14 protein-coding genes are annotated in these 14,802 nt (G+C 46.8%); 4 read left to right on the top strand and 10 right to left on the bottom strand.

Annotated elements, in window-relative coordinates; genetic code table 11:
- The first annotated feature begins 1 nt into the window (after position 1).
- Positions 2–541: an NUDIX hydrolase gene (locus ACF8EG_RS04655; protein ID WP_017635078.1), complete on the top strand. Its 540-nt coding sequence runs from the start codon at positions 2–4 to the stop codon at positions 539–541.
- 79 nt (positions 542–620) lie between these two features.
- On the opposite strand, the gene ACF8EG_RS04650 is transcribed toward ACF8EG_RS04655, so the two are convergent.
- From ACF8EG_RS04650 to ACF8EG_RS04630, 5 genes are all read right to left on the bottom strand, one after another.
- Positions 621–1,055: a hypothetical protein gene (locus ACF8EG_RS04650; RefSeq protein WP_025541425.1), complete on the bottom strand. Its 435-nt coding sequence runs from the start codon at positions 1,053–1,055 to the stop codon at positions 621–623.
- A 20-nt stretch (positions 1,056–1,075) separates the two neighbouring features.
- The gene (locus ACF8EG_RS04645) at positions 1,076–1,627 is read right to left on the bottom strand and encodes a YtfJ family protein (protein ID WP_069504964.1); all 552 of its coding nucleotides are present in this window, start codon (positions 1,625–1,627) and stop codon (positions 1,076–1,078) included.
- A 79-nt stretch (positions 1,628–1,706) separates the two neighbouring features.
- Positions 1,707–2,426, bottom strand: coding sequence for a carbonic anhydrase (locus ACF8EG_RS04640; protein ID WP_017819741.1), 720 nt, complete (start codon positions 2,424–2,426; stop codon positions 1,707–1,709).
- 78 nt (positions 2,427–2,504) lie between these two features.
- Complete coding sequence (locus tag ACF8EG_RS04635) at positions 2,505–3,848, bottom strand: OmpP1/FadL family transporter (RefSeq protein WP_017635081.1); 1,344 nt, start codon at positions 3,846–3,848, stop codon at positions 2,505–2,507.
- Between the two features lie 721 nt (positions 3,849–4,569).
- Entirely contained in the window at positions 4,570–5,826 is a 1,257-nt protein-coding gene (locus tag ACF8EG_RS04630) for a type 2 secretion system lipase (RefSeq protein WP_020841753.1), read from the bottom strand.
- 469 nt (positions 5,827–6,295) lie between these two features.
- On the opposite strand from ACF8EG_RS04630, the gene ACF8EG_RS04625 reads away from it, so the two are divergent.
- Together ACF8EG_RS04625 and ACF8EG_RS04620 are read left to right on the top strand one after the other, a co-directional pair.
- On the top strand, positions 6,296–8,329 hold the full coding sequence (locus ACF8EG_RS04625) for a S8 family serine peptidase (protein WP_015312848.1): 2,034 nt from the start codon (positions 6,296–6,298) through the stop codon (positions 8,327–8,329).
- A 9-nt stretch (positions 8,330–8,338) separates the two neighbouring features.
- Positions 8,339–8,686 carry a hypothetical protein gene (locus ACF8EG_RS04620; RefSeq protein ID WP_005464009.1) on the top strand — a complete coding sequence of 116 codons (348 nt, stop codon included), beginning with the start codon at positions 8,339–8,341 and terminating at the stop codon, positions 8,684–8,686.
- A gap of 123 nt (positions 8,687–8,809) precedes the next feature.
- Here ACF8EG_RS04620 and ACF8EG_RS04615 read toward each other — a convergent pair whose 3' ends face one another.
- The 3 genes from ACF8EG_RS04615 to ACF8EG_RS04605 all read right to left on the bottom strand — a co-directional run bounded on the left by ACF8EG_RS04615 (position 8,810) and on the right by ACF8EG_RS04605 (position 10,874).
- A complete protein-coding gene (locus tag ACF8EG_RS04615) occupies positions 8,810–10,066 on the bottom strand; it encodes a PTS ascorbate transporter subunit IIC (protein WP_025527337.1) in 1,257 nt (418 codons plus the stop codon).
- Between the two features lie 9 nt (positions 10,067–10,075).
- Positions 10,076–10,363 (bottom strand): PTS sugar transporter subunit IIB, encoded by a 288-nt coding sequence (locus tag ACF8EG_RS04610; protein ID WP_069504963.1) that lies wholly within the window; start codon positions 10,361–10,363, stop codon positions 10,076–10,078.
- A gap of 67 nt (positions 10,364–10,430) precedes the next feature.
- Positions 10,431–10,874 (bottom strand): PTS sugar transporter subunit IIA, encoded by a 444-nt coding sequence (locus tag ACF8EG_RS04605; RefSeq protein ID WP_006741283.1) that lies wholly within the window; start codon positions 10,872–10,874, stop codon positions 10,431–10,433.
- 270 nt (positions 10,875–11,144) lie between these two features.
- Here ACF8EG_RS04605 and ACF8EG_RS04600 point away from each other — a divergent pair, with 270 nt between their 5' ends.
- Positions 11,145–12,173: a LacI family DNA-binding transcriptional regulator gene (locus ACF8EG_RS04600; protein ID WP_005463961.1), complete on the top strand. Its 1,029-nt coding sequence runs from the start codon at positions 11,145–11,147 to the stop codon at positions 12,171–12,173.
- A 76-nt stretch (positions 12,174–12,249) separates the two neighbouring features.
- Here ACF8EG_RS04600 and phnX read toward each other — a convergent pair whose 3' ends face one another.
- Entirely contained in the window at positions 12,250–13,065 is an 816-nt protein-coding gene (gene phnX, locus ACF8EG_RS04595) for a phosphonoacetaldehyde hydrolase (RefSeq protein WP_025632981.1), read from the bottom strand.
- 357 nt (positions 13,066–13,422) lie between these two features.
- On the bottom strand, positions 13,423–14,802 hold the full coding sequence (locus ACF8EG_RS04590; RefSeq protein WP_069504961.1) for an aspartate aminotransferase family protein: 1,380 nt from the start codon (positions 14,800–14,802) through the stop codon (positions 13,423–13,425).

Genomic DNA, 14,802 nt, shown 5'->3' with positions numbered 1-14,802 from the left:
CATGTCAGACATCAAACAGCTAGACAGCAAAGTCGTTTACCAGAATAAGTGGATGACGGTGCGTGAGGACAAAATTTTACGTCCGAGTGGCGCAGAGGGCATCTATGGTGTGGTCGACAAACCTGATTGTGCTGCGATTCTGGCTATCGATAACGGGATGATTCACTTGGTTCAGCAGTACCGTTACACCGTAGGTCAACGTTGTTGGGAGATCCCACAAGGGGCGTGGGAATCAAACCCAGATGCGGATCATCTTGAGCTTGCCAAAGGCGAGCTGCGTGAAGAAACGGGCATGCAGGCGAGCGCAATGGCGTATGTCGGCGCGCAGTTTATCGCATACGGCTTTTTGAATCAGACATGTCACGTCTACTTCGCCACTGATTTAACGGACGTGGGCAATCAACTCGACAGTGAAGAAGAGGATTTGATCACTCGCGCTTTTTCTGTTGAGGAGTTCGAACAGATGATGATCGACGGCACGATCAAAGATTGTGTCACCATCGCCGCTTATGGTTTGGCGAAGCTGAAGAAATTCATTTAGTTATCCATGACGATTTTTTAATGAAAACAGCGGCCTAGTGCCGCTGTTTTTAGTTTGGGTGAGCTCGTTGAGCCATCGCTTACTCGTCGATTTTCTTACCTAAGATTTCCACTTGCGCTTTTTTAGTCACCCCCGCGACTTGCAGCGCTGTGCTGCCAACCGATTCATAGTTCAACTCGATCTTGTCTAATTTCGCGCTATCTTTTGTTGGTAGGCTTAAGCTTCTTGATGACATGCCTTTAGTCAGAACACCTAAACTGTCGAACGTCTTTTCCTGACCATCTTTCATGATTACTTTAACGCTTTTCAGATCGACCGTACCTTGCGTACATTTGATTTTTATGTGGCTGAAACGAGTGTTAGCAAATGGTGACAGTGGATTGACTGTGTCGGTTTCCGATTTAAAACTGACGGTTTTATCTGCAATCTTGTCCCAATCGTTGTCTCCAGCAACCGATTGGAAAGAGGCTACAGCCGCTAAAAGACAGAGTGCGATGGTGTTGAACAGTTTCATAGCTTTTCCTTACCTTAGGTTTAGATATTCTGTTTAATCAGTTCGATGACGTGTGTGACTTCGTCTTGAGTTAAAGCCCCTTCTTTCACGAATAAAATTTCGCCTTGTTTATTTTGTACGATAATCGCAGAACTTTCTTGCTGCAGATCCCAAGTTGTTGCTAATACGCCATTTTTGTCTAACACCATGGAAGACCAAGAGAATGTCTTTTTGCTGTCCTCTGCCGACGATTTTACAAATGTACCGGTTCCCCAGATGGCGTCTTCTTGGTTGATCACGGTTGTGGTCTGATACTGACCTTCAGGAAAGTGAGCGGCAGTGATTGCTGACATCAGCGGCGCGTTCATCTCTTTAGCTTTACTACGACCTGCAATGGCTTGTATCACACGGACTTTGCCTAACATCTGCTGAGTTGCCCAAGGTTGATAAGCCACATCGTCTCCTTGCAGCGTCATTTCGCCATAGGTATCAATGCTGACGGAAGGGGTGGTTTGACCGACAGAAAGGTTATGAGAGAAGGCGAGTGTCGGGGCGAGTGCGAGTAAGAGTGACAGAACAGATGGAGTTTTCATTGGGGGTTCCTGTAACGAAGTGAGGTTAGAGCGAATCAAAATAAGGGGCAAATACGATGCCCCTTATCGGATGTGGCGTTTAGTTAGAAAGTACAACGCGCGCATTTAGCGGTTGCAGCGGACGATTGTTTTGTCCCATGACTTCCATCAGTTTCGCGGCTTGATCTTTGGATAAGGTTTGAGTGTCTTTAAGCACAAACCAGCGCACACCTTCTGAACATGGCGGTGTGGTTAAAGAGCCGTTAAATCGATAGTAGTTTGCAGTTTTTGGCAGTAAGTCGTTAATCTCAAACGTATCTTTAAAGAACGTGGTTTGATTCTCTTGTGGGATTGCGTTGATCAGTTTAGACAGCGCTGCGTTTTGATCGCCAGCATCAAACATCACCGAAATTACCGCCAACTCGCCGTCTGCGTTGGCGTGTACAAAGTGCGCTTCAAGTGGATATTGGCGGCCTTTGATTTGGTTTTCTGAAGGTGTGTGGAAATGGAACTGTTGCAGCTCGAACGTCTCGCCATCGATGGTGAAGCTATTACGTCCGTTCACTTGCGCTTGCAGCGTATGACCATTGTTGGTTAAACCAATGACCTGACCAGTGTACGAAAGGTTCAGTGCTTCCAGTTTTGCATCGGCTGGGTTGTCGATGTTGATTGGGCTTTGGTTTTTCGTGGTTGCGCAGTCTTTGGCGATTTCTCCCCAGTGCTCTGGCCCGTGTTTGTCATTGCCATAGCCCCATTCTGAAGCCTGAGCCGCGCCTAGAGTGAGAAGTGAGAGTGAAAAAGCAAGTAGTGTTTTGTTCATAATAATGTCTCTGTTCGGTCGCTTTGATAAGCGTTGTTACAAGGCAATGACCTAGAGGTTTGATCACTGCCTGACAAATTAGAAACGGTGGCTGAGTTGGGCACCAATTAGGAACGCATTTGAATGGGTCACGCCCGTTACCATCGGTGCAGGAACACCTTCATACGCGTACTCTTCTACGTTGACATCTTCACCAATCAAGTACGTCATGCCGATGTCAACCGTGGTATCTGATGACCATTGGTAAGAGGCTCCCGCAGATAACCAGTGGCGGTTCGAATCTGGAATAGAAAGCGAAGTCAGCTCATCGACAGGTGTTTTGTCGAACATGTAACCCGTGCGAAGTGTCCAACGTTCATTGGCGTACCAAGTCGCACCGATGGAGTAGTGCGCGGAGTCTTGCCACTGAAAATCTTTTAGCAACTGATCATCAGCTTTCAAGCTGTCAAATGCTGACCAACCAATCCACTGCACAGAATAGTGCAGGGCAAATTTAGGTAAGACGCGGTGATAACCGGAAAACTCCGCAATATCCGGTAGCGGCATAGCAAGCGAGTCGTACGATTCGCCAGCAAAGTGGATGTCACCCTTGGCATCGATGTTAGGGCTGTGCTTGTAGCTTAAACCTAAGCGATGACGTTCGTTAAACTCGTACATCATGCCAATGTTCGCGCCAAGCCCAATGCCGCCAGCTTCCACATCAAGTGCGTTGCCTTTTACGGATCCACAGCGTTGTTCTAGTTCGTTTCCAAGTATGTTCCCACCAACGCAAACACCCACGTCCATATCGCGGTACAGCTCACCAGAGCCGTAAATCACATCAATACCACCACCGATACTAAAACGATCGTTCACCTTGTATGCCAAGCTTGCGCCAAGGTTGACACTCGCTACGCTGGTGACACCGCCAAAAACAGGTGCGCCATAGTTTGGTTTAAACTCCATGTCGGTTCCGAAGTTGGAGTATGCCGATAAGCCTAGATACCAGTCGTCGTTGATAGGGTGAATAAAGTAAAAATTGGGTACAACGGCTGGTTGACCAACGCCATCGACGTCATCAATGTCGGTCACGGTTTGAGAGAAGGACGGGGTAATTTCAACTTGAGGGGACGGAGGAAAACCGCCCATACCAACATTGACATCCGCATTAATGTTAGCTCGATGATATTGCGCATTTTTAACGGTAACGTCAGGTTTGACGTAAGTGACACCGAACGATAAGGCATTTTGTTTAAACAGCGTCATCGCTGCGGCGTTACGGCTGACTACAGACGCATTATCACCAATGACGGCATCACCAGCAAAAGCACGACCAAGACCCGTCGCCGAATGTTCGTTAATTTGAAAACCACCGGCATACGCCGTCGATGAGGCTAACCCGATTAATAAATAAATCGGTGAAAGAGTTAATTGTCGCTGCATGTTTTTTTCTCATGAATTAATTAGAGGTTGTATTGCAACGAAAAGCAGTAAAATAAACAAATCTGACCAGTATATTTAGGAGTAAAACTAACAGTATGTTGACAATAAATAAATTTAACTTAATAAATATTTATTGATGAATTTATTAATGGTTCATGTCGTGAATGTGGTGATTATTTTACGTGTAAATTAAACTCAGAGCCAATATTTTTATTTTTGCGGTATTACTTCTCTATTTTTATTGCGCTGACTGTTCCCTAACAAACAGAGGCAAATCCAGCGATAAAGTGTCCGTGATGGAAACTCTGAGTCATTTGTATTTCCATTGCATCCCAACGTTGGTAGTTCGAATCAGCAAGAGAACTATCGTTTTAAACCCACATGACACACTCCTCTCGGTCTTACCTGTGTTATGTGGGTATTTTTTATTTAACTTATCACTTAACTCCTCTTGAAATTCAATAATTAAAAAATGTTCATAATGAAATTTAAATTAATGGAATGTTGAATAATTTTGGATTTTACTGGTTTGTTAGTATTTAAAAGTTTTGTTTATAATACTTATAACTTGAAATTTTGTATTTTAATTATTGTTCATCTATATTTAAATATAAAAGTAGGCTCATATATGTTAATGCAAAATGACCACGATATTTCGTGGCCATTTTTAATCATCAACGTATTTATGATGATTAAGAGTTTAACCTATAAGAAAGTATTATTAAAAGCGAAACTCTTCTAAGTTATTGCTGCTTTCCAACATTTTTTCAGCAACATAACGATGCGTGGCTGTAGTTGGGTGAGTCACATCCCAGAACACAAATTTCTCAGCACCAGACGCCGCACACTCAGAGCGCAATGCGTGGGTGTACATGTAATCGACAGACGATGAGCGGTTGATGTCCAAACAAGGATCGCTCGCGTTCACGAAACCGTGCTCTTCTGGCGCAGAAGTTAGCGTCTCGAACAAGGCGTGAGTATCAAACAACGTGATGTTGTAACCTTGCGCTTTGTAGTACATCGCTTGTGCCTTGATGAACTCGTTCATCTCAAGCACTTTCGCACGAATTTTGTCGATCTCTTCTTGTGTTGAGTACTTAAACTGAGGCGCTTTCGTCGCGTCTGGCAGTGTCATCAACATGAAGTTCTTCGCACCTGCGTCCGTCAAACGAATCAGTGCTTCTGCATAATCCGCTTTCACTTCTGGAACGCCACGGTTGTAGTTCATGAAGTCATTCAAACCAAACTCAAGCGTAAACAAGGTGTTTGCTGGTTTGTAGTTCTTCGCCAGTTTTGCGTAGGTTAAGTACGAAGAAACTTGATCACCAACCCCTGTTAGCGCGATGTATTGGTTCTCACCAGCCGCACCGCCAACAGCCCAGTTGTAGAGCGGAAGGTTCTTCGCTTTGGCAATGTATTCTGTCCACACAAAACCGTTGGAGAAGTGACCTAAGAACCAGCTGTTCGGGTTAGGGAAGCGCCATTGTGATGCGTTAAAGATGTTGCCTGTATCAGACAAGCTGTCACCGAGAGCAACCACTTTGTTGATTTGATCTGGCTGCATTGCTGCGTCGTTGCTCCAGATCGTGTGGTTGTATGAGAAGCGATTGTCAGCGGCGAAGAACGTAATGTCTGCGTTCTCGTTCGCCAAATCTAATGTGGCTTCACAACGCTGACGGATAACGTTTTGCGACGTGTTGGTGTAGAACATGTTTTTAAATGAAACGGAGCTCCACCAGTAGCCGTCAATGGTGAAGTAGCTACCATCTTCGTTTTTTGCCCATTCCCAATCGGTCGCCGGATCATCTTTCGAGTAGCTGGTGCGATACCAACAGCGAACATAGGTATAGGTTTGGTTTTCTTGCGTGCTGATCACTTCAGACGCTGAAACCATTTCTGGTGATAAGGTTGGCTCTTCGGCAACTGCAGAAGCAAGCGGGAGTAATGCAGTTAATAGTGTGATTGTTTTTTTCATCATTCACTCTTCTTGTAATGGTTATTGACCCAAGCACATTGAAAAAATACTTGGCTATAACATTGTTTAGATGAGAATTTTTCTCACTAAACCCTCTAATTCTGAGTAAATACTCCAGACAGTCAACAACTAAATATTCATTATTTTGATTTTGGCATCACGGTCAAAAAATTCATTCAGCATAGCAATCGATTAAATGGCTTATATTTAGAATAATTACTCACTAACATTAATTTAACATGCACTCTTTGTTAAATAAGTAATTGCTTTATAAGGTTTTGTTGATGCTTTTTGATGTTAACTGAAAATGTTGATTGAATGATATTTTGTACAAATTTGTATATTCATGAAACAAATTGTTTGGCATTTTTGGACGATGAACTATAGCTGAGTGACTCATGTATACATCGCAATGATGATTTTTCATGAGGATATAGTGAATAAAAATTAGCTCAACTAAGGAATAGGGCAAATGCACTACACAACAAGTAAAAAACAAGGCTTATTTACATTGTCTGCTGTCGCCGTCGCGCTGACTGCTTCCATGTCAGCATTCGCGGCTCCACCGATGGGATTCGACGAATCCAAGTTGCCGACGAAATACATCGTCAAATTCAAAGAAGATCCGGTAAGCCGATCTTCGATGGGGGGCAACTCGTTTTGGGGACCACGTATCGCGCAAGAATCTGTTTTGCAACAGGTGAAAGCACGTAAAGTGGAAAAACTGGGTAACCGTGCCATTTACAGCGTCGAGCTGGATGGGGATGATCTTGAACCACTGCGTAACCGTGGTGATGTGGAATACGTGGAAGTCGATCCTCCGCGTTACCTGCTAAGTGAAACGGTACCTTGGGGTTACAACGCAGTGAATGCTCAACAGTTGGATGACTTCAATGCAGGTAACCGCACGGTTTGTATCATTGACTCTGGCTACGATTTGTCGCACAACGATCTGAGCGGTAACCGTGTTGCTGGTACCAATGATAGCGGCACAGGATCATGGAGCGATCCTGGCAACAACAACGCGCATGGTACTCACGTAGCGGGCACAATCGCTGCGATCGCGAATACTGAAGGTGTGAAGGGCGTGATGCCAAACCAAAACGTGAACCTTCACATCGTGAAAGTGTTTAACGAAGCGGGCTGGGGTTACTCTTCTGGTCTTGTGAAAGCGATACAAACGTGTGCTGATAATGGCGCAAACGTGGTGAACATGAGTCTCGGTGGTAGCCAATCGAGTCGCACGGAGCAAAATGCGCTGAAAGCGATCTACGATCAAGGCGTACTGTTAATCGCTGCGGCGGGTAACGACGGCAATACTGCGCACAGCTACCCAGCGTCTTACGATTCTGTTATGTCAGTTGCAGCGGTCGATAATCAAAATGATCACGCGGCGTTCTCGCAAGCGACGGATCAAGTTGAAATCGCGGCGCCGGGTGTGGCGATCCTGTCCACCGTAACAGTAGGCGAAGGTAAGTTATCTGACATTACGCTAAACGGTGTTAGCCAGTTTGACCGTGGCATCGTGCCTCATAACCGTTTGGTCCATAACGGCACGGAGTTTGTACCAGCACCAGTTGCAGGTTCAGTCACCGCGACATTGGCAAGCTGTGATGTTTCTGGCGGTAACTTCAACTGTGGCGACATGTCAGGCAAAATCTGTCTTACTGAGCGTATTGGTAATCAATCTTCAGGTACATACCCAGAGGTGGATGCAGTCCGAGCATGTTACAACGCAGGCGCAAGCGCGGCGATTGTATACAGCAACGCGGCATTGGCTGGGTTACAAAACCCATTCTTAGTTGACCAAAACAACGCTTATCGCATGGTGTCGGTGACAGTTGATCGTGCATTTGGTCAAGAGCTATTGGGTTACGTAGGCCAAGAGATCACGGTTGCAACTACATCAGGTGAAGACTACGAGTACTACAACGGCACTTCGATGGCGACTCCGCACGTAACGGGCGTAGCTGGCTTGGTGTGGAGTTACCACCCAACGTGTACCGCAGCGCAAGTACGTAACGCGTTGATCAAAACCGCGACAGACATTGATGTTGCAGGTCGAGATAACCGCACTGGTCACGGCCTAGTGAATGCGGAAGCGGCGAAGCTGTTCTTGGATGCGGGCTGTAATGGTCCTGACGGTGGCGGTAGCTCTGCAGATTCTAGCTACTCAAACACTAACCCTGTTGCGATTCCTGACAACAAAACCTCTGGTGCCATCAGCGCACTGAATGTCGATCGCACTGGCGACTCAGGTACTGTAAGCATTGACGTAGATATTAGCCATACTTACATCGGTGACCTACGAGTGACTCTGACTTCACCGACTGGTGGACAAGTCGTGCTTCACGACAATACTGGCGGCAGCGCTAACGATATCAAAACCACTTTCCAAGTTGATTTCTCTGGTTTTGAATCGCAAGGTTCTTGGGAACTAAAAGCCGTCGACAGTGCCAGAAGAGACACAGGTACAATCAACAGTTGGTCTCTGACATTTCAATAAGGAGTGACTATGAAGAAGCTGACCTTACTTTCCGTAACGGCGGGGAGTTTGACCGCGCTATTGGCGATTGGCATGAGCGCCACCAGCCTTGCCAACAACCAAGGCTTTCCTCTTGTGGATGAGCGTCCAACAAGTGCAGAGCAACAACCGGCTCGCTATTTTGTGAAATATCACAAAGGGAAAGAAAGCGAAGTGAGAGCGCTTCTTCGTCACAACAACCTTGAAGTGGTCGATGCTTTGGTGAAACAGCAAGTGTTGGTAGTAACCGGCTCTCAAGAAGACGTCGACAAGCTTTCCACTAGCGATGCGGTTGAGTACACCGAGCAAGAACCAACGAGAAAGTTGCTGTCCCAATAAGATAGCCTCAATAAGAAAAACGCCCCTCACGTGAGGGGCGTTTTTTTGAGTGCTTTTCTATGGCTAAAGCCTCTCAGAGATGAATGCCGACGAGCCTAATTCCGTATTCATCAGAGAGAAAACTTAGCGAACAATCAAACCAAGTAGGATACCTACCGCGCCGAAGTCAGCATCACTGAATGTTGTGTTTGCAAAGCCAAGATCACCCAGTACTGGCATTAGGAATACAGGTAGGAAAGTAATCAGTAGACCTTGTGCAAACGCGCCTAGAATTGCGCCGCGGCGACCGCCTGTAGCATTACCAAATACACCTGCCGCAGCACCCACAAAGAAGTGTGGAACGACACCTGGGATAATCACAGTAAGACCCATCACGTACAGCAGGAACATGCCCACTAGACCGGCTGCAAAGCTCGATAGGAAGCCCACCAATACCGCGTTTGGCGCGTATGGGAACACAACCGGACAATCCAGTGCAGGTTTTGCGTTTGGAACCAGTTTGTCTGAGATGCCTTTAAATGCAGGAACGATTTCTGCGATAACCATACGTACACCTTGTAGGATGACGTACACACCACCTGCAAATGTGATGGATTGCATTAGCGCAAACATAGACCAATGTTTACCGCCACTGACTTCACGGACAAAATCGCCGCCAGCGAACAAACACGTCACCATAAAGATGATGCCCATTGTGAACGAGATAGCCACTGGCGTATCGCGTAAGAACAACAAGCTCTTAGGGACATTCATCTCTTCTGTTGAATGCTCTTTGTTACCCAACTTGCTGCCAATGAAACCAGCTAGGACGTAAGAAAGCGTTGAGAAGTGACCAATCGCAACGTCGTCTGAACCTGTTACTTGCTTCATGTATTTGTGCGCAATTGCAGGGAAGAACACCATTACAGAACCCACAACCACAGAGCCAAGAGCGATCAGTGGAACACCTTTCATGCCGCTAGATGCCAGAATCGCCGCCACCATCATCGACATAAATAGTGTGTGGTGACCTGTTAGGAAGATGAATTTCCACGGCGTGAAACGAGCGATCAGAATGTTCACCAACATACCGAAGAACATGATCATCGCCATCTCTTTACCAAACGCTTCTTGCGCGATAGAGACGATAGCTTCGTTGTTTGGAACCACGCCTGTAATGCCAAATGCGTGTTGGAAAATGGTCGCGAAGTCGCCTAGCGAGCTCACAACTAAGCCTGCACCAGCGCCAAGCACGATGAAACCAAGAATGGTTTTTACCGTGCCTTTAATGCACTCGGTGACCGGTTTTTTCTGGGCAATTAAGCCGATTAGAGCGATGAGACCGACCAGAACCGCTGGCTCTGATAGGACATCGTTCATTAAGAAACTGAAGAATTCCATAACGCCACCTTATAGAGCGCCAAGCTCTTGAAGTGCCACAGATAAACGCTCTTTCATTGCGACTTTGTCGACCATGTTATCAAGCGCTACGATACGTTGCTCAACGCCAAGAGCTTCCAACTGTTCTGCAATGTCTTTTGTGCCGATGAAAATGTCGCAACTTATGCCTTTTGCAGAGCCAAGATCGATGTGATCTACAGCGGCATCGACGTTCAATTCTTTTACGATGCTTTTGATGCTCATTTCCATCATTAGGCTAGTACCAAGACCGTGACCGCAAACAACCATAATTTTCATAATTCAGACCTTTTCTTTTTTATAGGGGGTATACCCATTTGTGAATGGGGTATGTCAGGAGTAAAACTTAGTATTTGTCGATGATCGCAAGAACATCTTCTTTGCTTTGAGCGTTGCAGATGGCCTCTACATGCTCTTCATTCATAAACAATTCCGCCAGTTTCGAAATCGCATCAACGTGGCTATTACTGTCCGTTGCCGCTAGCGTGACCAGCATTTTTACTGGGTCATTTTCTTCAGAGTTAAAGTTGACGCCGTTTTGGATCACCGTGATCGCCAATGACAAGCGGTTAACGCCATCTTCAGGGCGAGCGTGTGGCATCGCCATGCCCGGACCTACCACGTAGTAAGGGCCAAGCTCTTCGTGCGAGCGGTAAATTGCTTCAGCGTAACTTGGTTCTATCGCGCCATTTTCAATCAAAGCTTCACAAGATTTGCTGATCGCATCTTTCCAGTCGGTTGCGTCAGAATGGATGCGAATGACATCAGAGGTAATCAGTTCACGTAGCATTGGAATGTTTCCGATTTGTTGTTTTGTTGCTGCGTACTTTATCGATCAATTTGCCAGAAAAACCTGAGAGTGATCACAAATGGTAGCGCTATCTGATAGCGCTACCATTAATTGTGATAGCGCTACCATTAATTGTGATAGCGCTATCATTTTTATCAGGCATCGAAGTTTCATGTGCTGGTGTTCGAGTTCTAATGCGCTAATATCAAAACCATTAAAGCGCTGTGATAAGATGTCGCAGCTGAAATTAGAGAACATTAAATAAAAACAATGAGCGAACCTCGCAAACGAAGAAGTACCGGCAATGTCACTTTGGCTGATGTCGCCAAACAAGCAGGCGTAGGCACGATGACGGTGTCGCGAGCATTACGAACGCCAGAGCTGGTATCCGATAAGCTGAGAGAAAAAATTCAACAAGTGGTTGATGAGCTCGGCTATATCCCGAACAAAGCCGCAGGAGCACTCGCATCTGCAGAAAGTTATTCCATCGCTCTTATCATTCCGTCACTGTTTGAAAAAGCATGCGCGCATTTCTTACCAAGCTTCCAACAGGCGTTAAACAAAGCGGGGTATCAACTATTGCTGGGTTACAGCGACTACTCGATTGAGCAAGAAGAAAAGTTGCTTTCGACTTTTTTAGAGAGCCGTCCTGCGGGCGTTGTACTGTTTGGAAGTGAGCATAGTCAGCGAACGCATCAACTGTTAGAGGCGTCAAATACGCCAGTGTTAGAGATTGCCGAACTGAGCTCAAAGGCCAGTTATCTCAACATTGGCGTGGATCACTTCGAAGTGGGTAAGGCCTGTACCAGACACCTGATTGAACAAGGTTTTAAGAACGTTGGTTTTATTGGGGCGCGCGGGAATCACTCAACGTTGCAACGCCAGTTACACGGTTGGCAAAGTGCGATGATTGAAAACTATCTCACCCCAGATCATTTTCTAACGACTCATGAAGCGCCATCTTCACAATTGGGTGCGGAAGGATTGGCGAAGTTATTGCTGCGCGATTCAAGCTTGAATGCTTTGGTGTGTAGCCATGAGGAGATAGCAATTGGTGCGCTCTTTGAGTGCCATCGCCGCGTGCTCAAAGTCCCGACCGACATTGCCATTATTTGCCTTGAAGGCTCTTCTATGGGGGAGCACGCATACCCAAGTTTGACATCGGCAGAATTTGATTACGAGCGCATGGGCACCAAGGCGGCAGAAAAACTGTTACATGCCATCAAAGGTGAGCCAGAAGAAAGACCAACCAGTATGGGCTTTAAGCTAAAGCGTCGAGCAAGTACTGCGATTAACTGACACTTCCGCTTTCCATAAATGTAAAAAGCCTCTCAATATGGAGAGGCTTTTTACATTCTGAATTCACGAGCGAAAACTACGGACGTTCGCCCGCGGCTAGGCGTTGTTCGATATCTACGATCACCTCTGGCAGATCGGAGATGGTATCGATTAAGTAGTGAGGTGCACTCTTGATAAACTTCGCGCGTGCTTTTTCACGAGCTTTCTCTAAGGTTGCTTCGTCTGCGGCTTGGTATTCTTCAAATGTCAGACCCGCTTCGTTACCAGAAAGCAGCAGACCCACCGTCCACATGCCCGCATTGTGACCTTCAAAGATGCCTGGTGCTGAATCGTCCACTTTGACGCATGCTTTAACGTCGGTTACACCAAGCTCAATCACGTTTTTCAGTGCCATAAACGGCGCAGGGCGACCACCTTGGGGCAGATCGTCTGTCGCGACAACGTAATCTGGTTGGTAGCCGTAATTCGCTGCAACTGGAATCAATACGTCCATCACCTCACGCGGGTAACCAGAACAAGAACCGATCTTAATGCCTTTGTCTTTCAGACCGTTCACAACTTCAATTGCATTGAGAATTGGTTCTGCGTGGTCAGCCACTTTTGCTTTTTGCAGAGGCATAAATGCTGCGTAAATTGCGTCGATGTCTTCGCTGGTCATTGAGCGCCCAAACTTCTCATTCCAACGTTTATCAACCGAAGGGATGCGACCCACAGCTTGGATGTGGTCCCATTTACCAAGCCCCATTGGTTCACGCGCTTCTTCAAGATCGATATCAAAATCAAAGCCTTGTTTGAATGCTTCGACAAAGATGCTGGTTGGCGCGAAAGAGCCGAAATCGACGATAGTGCCAGCCCAGTCAAAGATCACTGCTTGAATAGGTGAGTTGCTCATGTTCAATCCTTTTTCTTGCTTGCCAGGGCGCTTGCCTACACGCTGGAAGCGCGCTCTGGGTAAATTGGTTTTTGTTGAGGTCTATTGACCCTAGGTTTTGTTGACCTTTTGCGGTTAAATTTTGTTCGAGATAAAAGCGTTTTAATCGCGGCGAGAGGTTTGTAGCCTAGTCATTCTAAGCACAACACCTCACAACAAAGAGTAAAACGCTTTTAGCCGAACCCTTCGGGCAGCGTTTGTGGTTCCTTTCTTCTGCGTTATCGGCTTATCAGGTAGAACAGCTACAACTCAAAGCCTCTGCCTTGCATAAAGAACCCACAAACTGCTGCAAAAATCAGCTCAAAAGGTCAACAAAACCTAAAAGTAGTTAAAGTCTTTACACACGTTGGCGATCGCTTCTTCGAAGATCGCCAACGCTTCTGTCAGTTGCTCGCGAGTGATGATCAGCGGTGGGCTGAGTTGAATCACATTGCCTTGTGACACCTTGAAGCTCACGCCATTGTTGAGGCATTGGTACAGCACAGCTTCCGCTTCGTCATACGCACGCGCTTTGCTTTCGTGGTCAGTGGCCAGTTCAATGCCCCACAACATGCCGATGCCACGCACATCACCAATCACTGAGTATTTGGCTTTCATCTCTAACAGCTTTTCACGCATGAACTGGCTGTCGGCTTTGGCTTTATCTAGCAAGCCGTCTTGCTCAATGGCTTCCATGGTTGCCAGTGCCGCAGCACAACCGATAGGGCTTTTCTCATGAGTGTAATGACCCATGGAGATTTGCTCGGCAGTGTTGTATTTGTCTTTGGTTACCATGGCTGCGATAGGCACTAACCCTCCGCCCAAACCTTTACCGATGCAGAGCATATCTGGCTCGATGTCGTAGGCTTGGTAGGTGAACCATTCACCGCTGCGACCCATGCCATTCGGGATGTCGTCGATGATCAACATGACATTGTGTTTGTCACAGATTTCACGGATGCGTTTCCAGTAGGCTTTGCTCGGCACTTGTACGTCGGTATTCCGAACTGCTTCTGCGATAAACGCGCCCACGCCGCCTTCTTTCTCGATCACGTATTCAAGGTAATCGGCGTAATGCACATCGCTGCCGTCCGCGACTGGGAAAGCGCCACGGTAAGACACTGCTGGTGGAATGCGCTCAACACCTGCCATTAATGGTCCCATGCCTTGGCGGAAACACGCTTCACCACCCACTGAGATGGCATCTAACGATGCGCCGTGGAAGGAATCCCACAACGACACCACCTTGTAGTTGCCCGTGATGTGGCGTGCTAATTTAAGTGCCATGCCGACTGCTGATGTGCCACCTGGCGCAAACAATACGCGGTTCAATTCGCCGCCACAGATTTGGGTGAGTTTTTCGGCACATTCAATCGCGGTCTCGTTGGTAAAACGACGTGGTGAAAACGGCAGTTTGGCAATTTGCTCTTGCACGCGTTTAATCACATGCGGATGACCGTAGCCCAGCTGATGGACGTTGTTGCCATGGAAGTCCATGTACTTTTTGCCTGTAGCATCTTGGATGTAGATGCCTTCCGCTGCTTCCAAGGTATCTAAGCAAGGCGTCGACATAGCTTGATGCAGAAAGACCTCGGAATCACGCTTCAACAATACTTGCGTGCGTTCATCGTCCATCGATGCATTCCAAGCTTGGCGCGCTGGCGTCGTGTTGACATCGCCTTCGCTGCGAAAATGGATCGGTTTGATATTATGAGTCAT

It is taken from the genome of Vibrio sp. YQ_11 (assembly GCF_043103065.1).
In the GTDB taxonomy this organism is placed as follows: Bacteria; Pseudomonadota; Gammaproteobacteria; order Enterobacterales; family Vibrionaceae; genus Vibrio; species Vibrio parahaemolyticus.
Note: the sequence above shows the minus strand (reverse complement) of the source record. Positions and strands in the feature narration are given on the sequence as shown.

Coding starts and splice junctions, on each gene's coding strand:
- ACF8EG_RS04605 (WP_006741283.1), bottom strand. CDS start 10,874: ATGCTACGTGAACTGATTACCTCTGATGTCATTCGCATCCATTCTGAC.
- ACF8EG_RS04655 (WP_017635078.1), top strand. CDS start 2: ATGTCAGACATCAAACAGCTAGACAGCAAAGTCGTTTACCAGAATAAG.
- phnX (WP_025632981.1), bottom strand. CDS start 13,065: ATGAGCAACTCACCTATTCAAGCAGTGATCTTTGACTGGGCTGGCACT.
- ACF8EG_RS04650 (WP_025541425.1), bottom strand. CDS start 1,055: ATGAAACTGTTCAACACCATCGCACTCTGTCTTTTAGCGGCTGTAGCC.
- ACF8EG_RS04640 (WP_017819741.1), bottom strand. CDS start 2,426: ATGAACAAAACACTACTTGCTTTTTCACTCTCACTTCTCACTCTAGGC.
- ACF8EG_RS04590 (WP_069504961.1), bottom strand. CDS start 14,802: ATGACTCATAATATCAAACCGATCCATTTTCGCAGCGAAGGCGATGTC.
- ACF8EG_RS04635 (WP_017635081.1), bottom strand. CDS start 3,848: ATGCAGCGACAATTAACTCTTTCACCGATTTATTTATTAATCGGGTTA.
- ACF8EG_RS04600 (WP_005463961.1), top strand. CDS start 11,145: ATGAGCGAACCTCGCAAACGAAGAAGTACCGGCAATGTCACTTTGGCT.
- ACF8EG_RS04620 (WP_005464009.1), top strand. CDS start 8,339: ATGAAGAAGCTGACCTTACTTTCCGTAACGGCGGGGAGTTTGACCGCG.
- ACF8EG_RS04610 (WP_069504963.1), bottom strand. CDS start 10,363: ATGAAAATTATGGTTGTTTGCGGTCACGGTCTTGGTACTAGCCTAATG.
- ACF8EG_RS04630 (WP_020841753.1), bottom strand. CDS start 5,826: ATGATGAAAAAAACAATCACACTATTAACTGCATTACTCCCGCTTGCT.
- ACF8EG_RS04645 (WP_069504964.1), bottom strand. CDS start 1,627: ATGAAAACTCCATCTGTTCTGTCACTCTTACTCGCACTCGCCCCGACA.
- ACF8EG_RS04615 (WP_025527337.1), bottom strand. CDS start 10,066: ATGGAATTCTTCAGTTTCTTAATGAACGATGTCCTATCAGAGCCAGCG.
- ACF8EG_RS04625 (WP_015312848.1), top strand. CDS start 6,296: ATGCACTACACAACAAGTAAAAAACAAGGCTTATTTACATTGTCTGCT.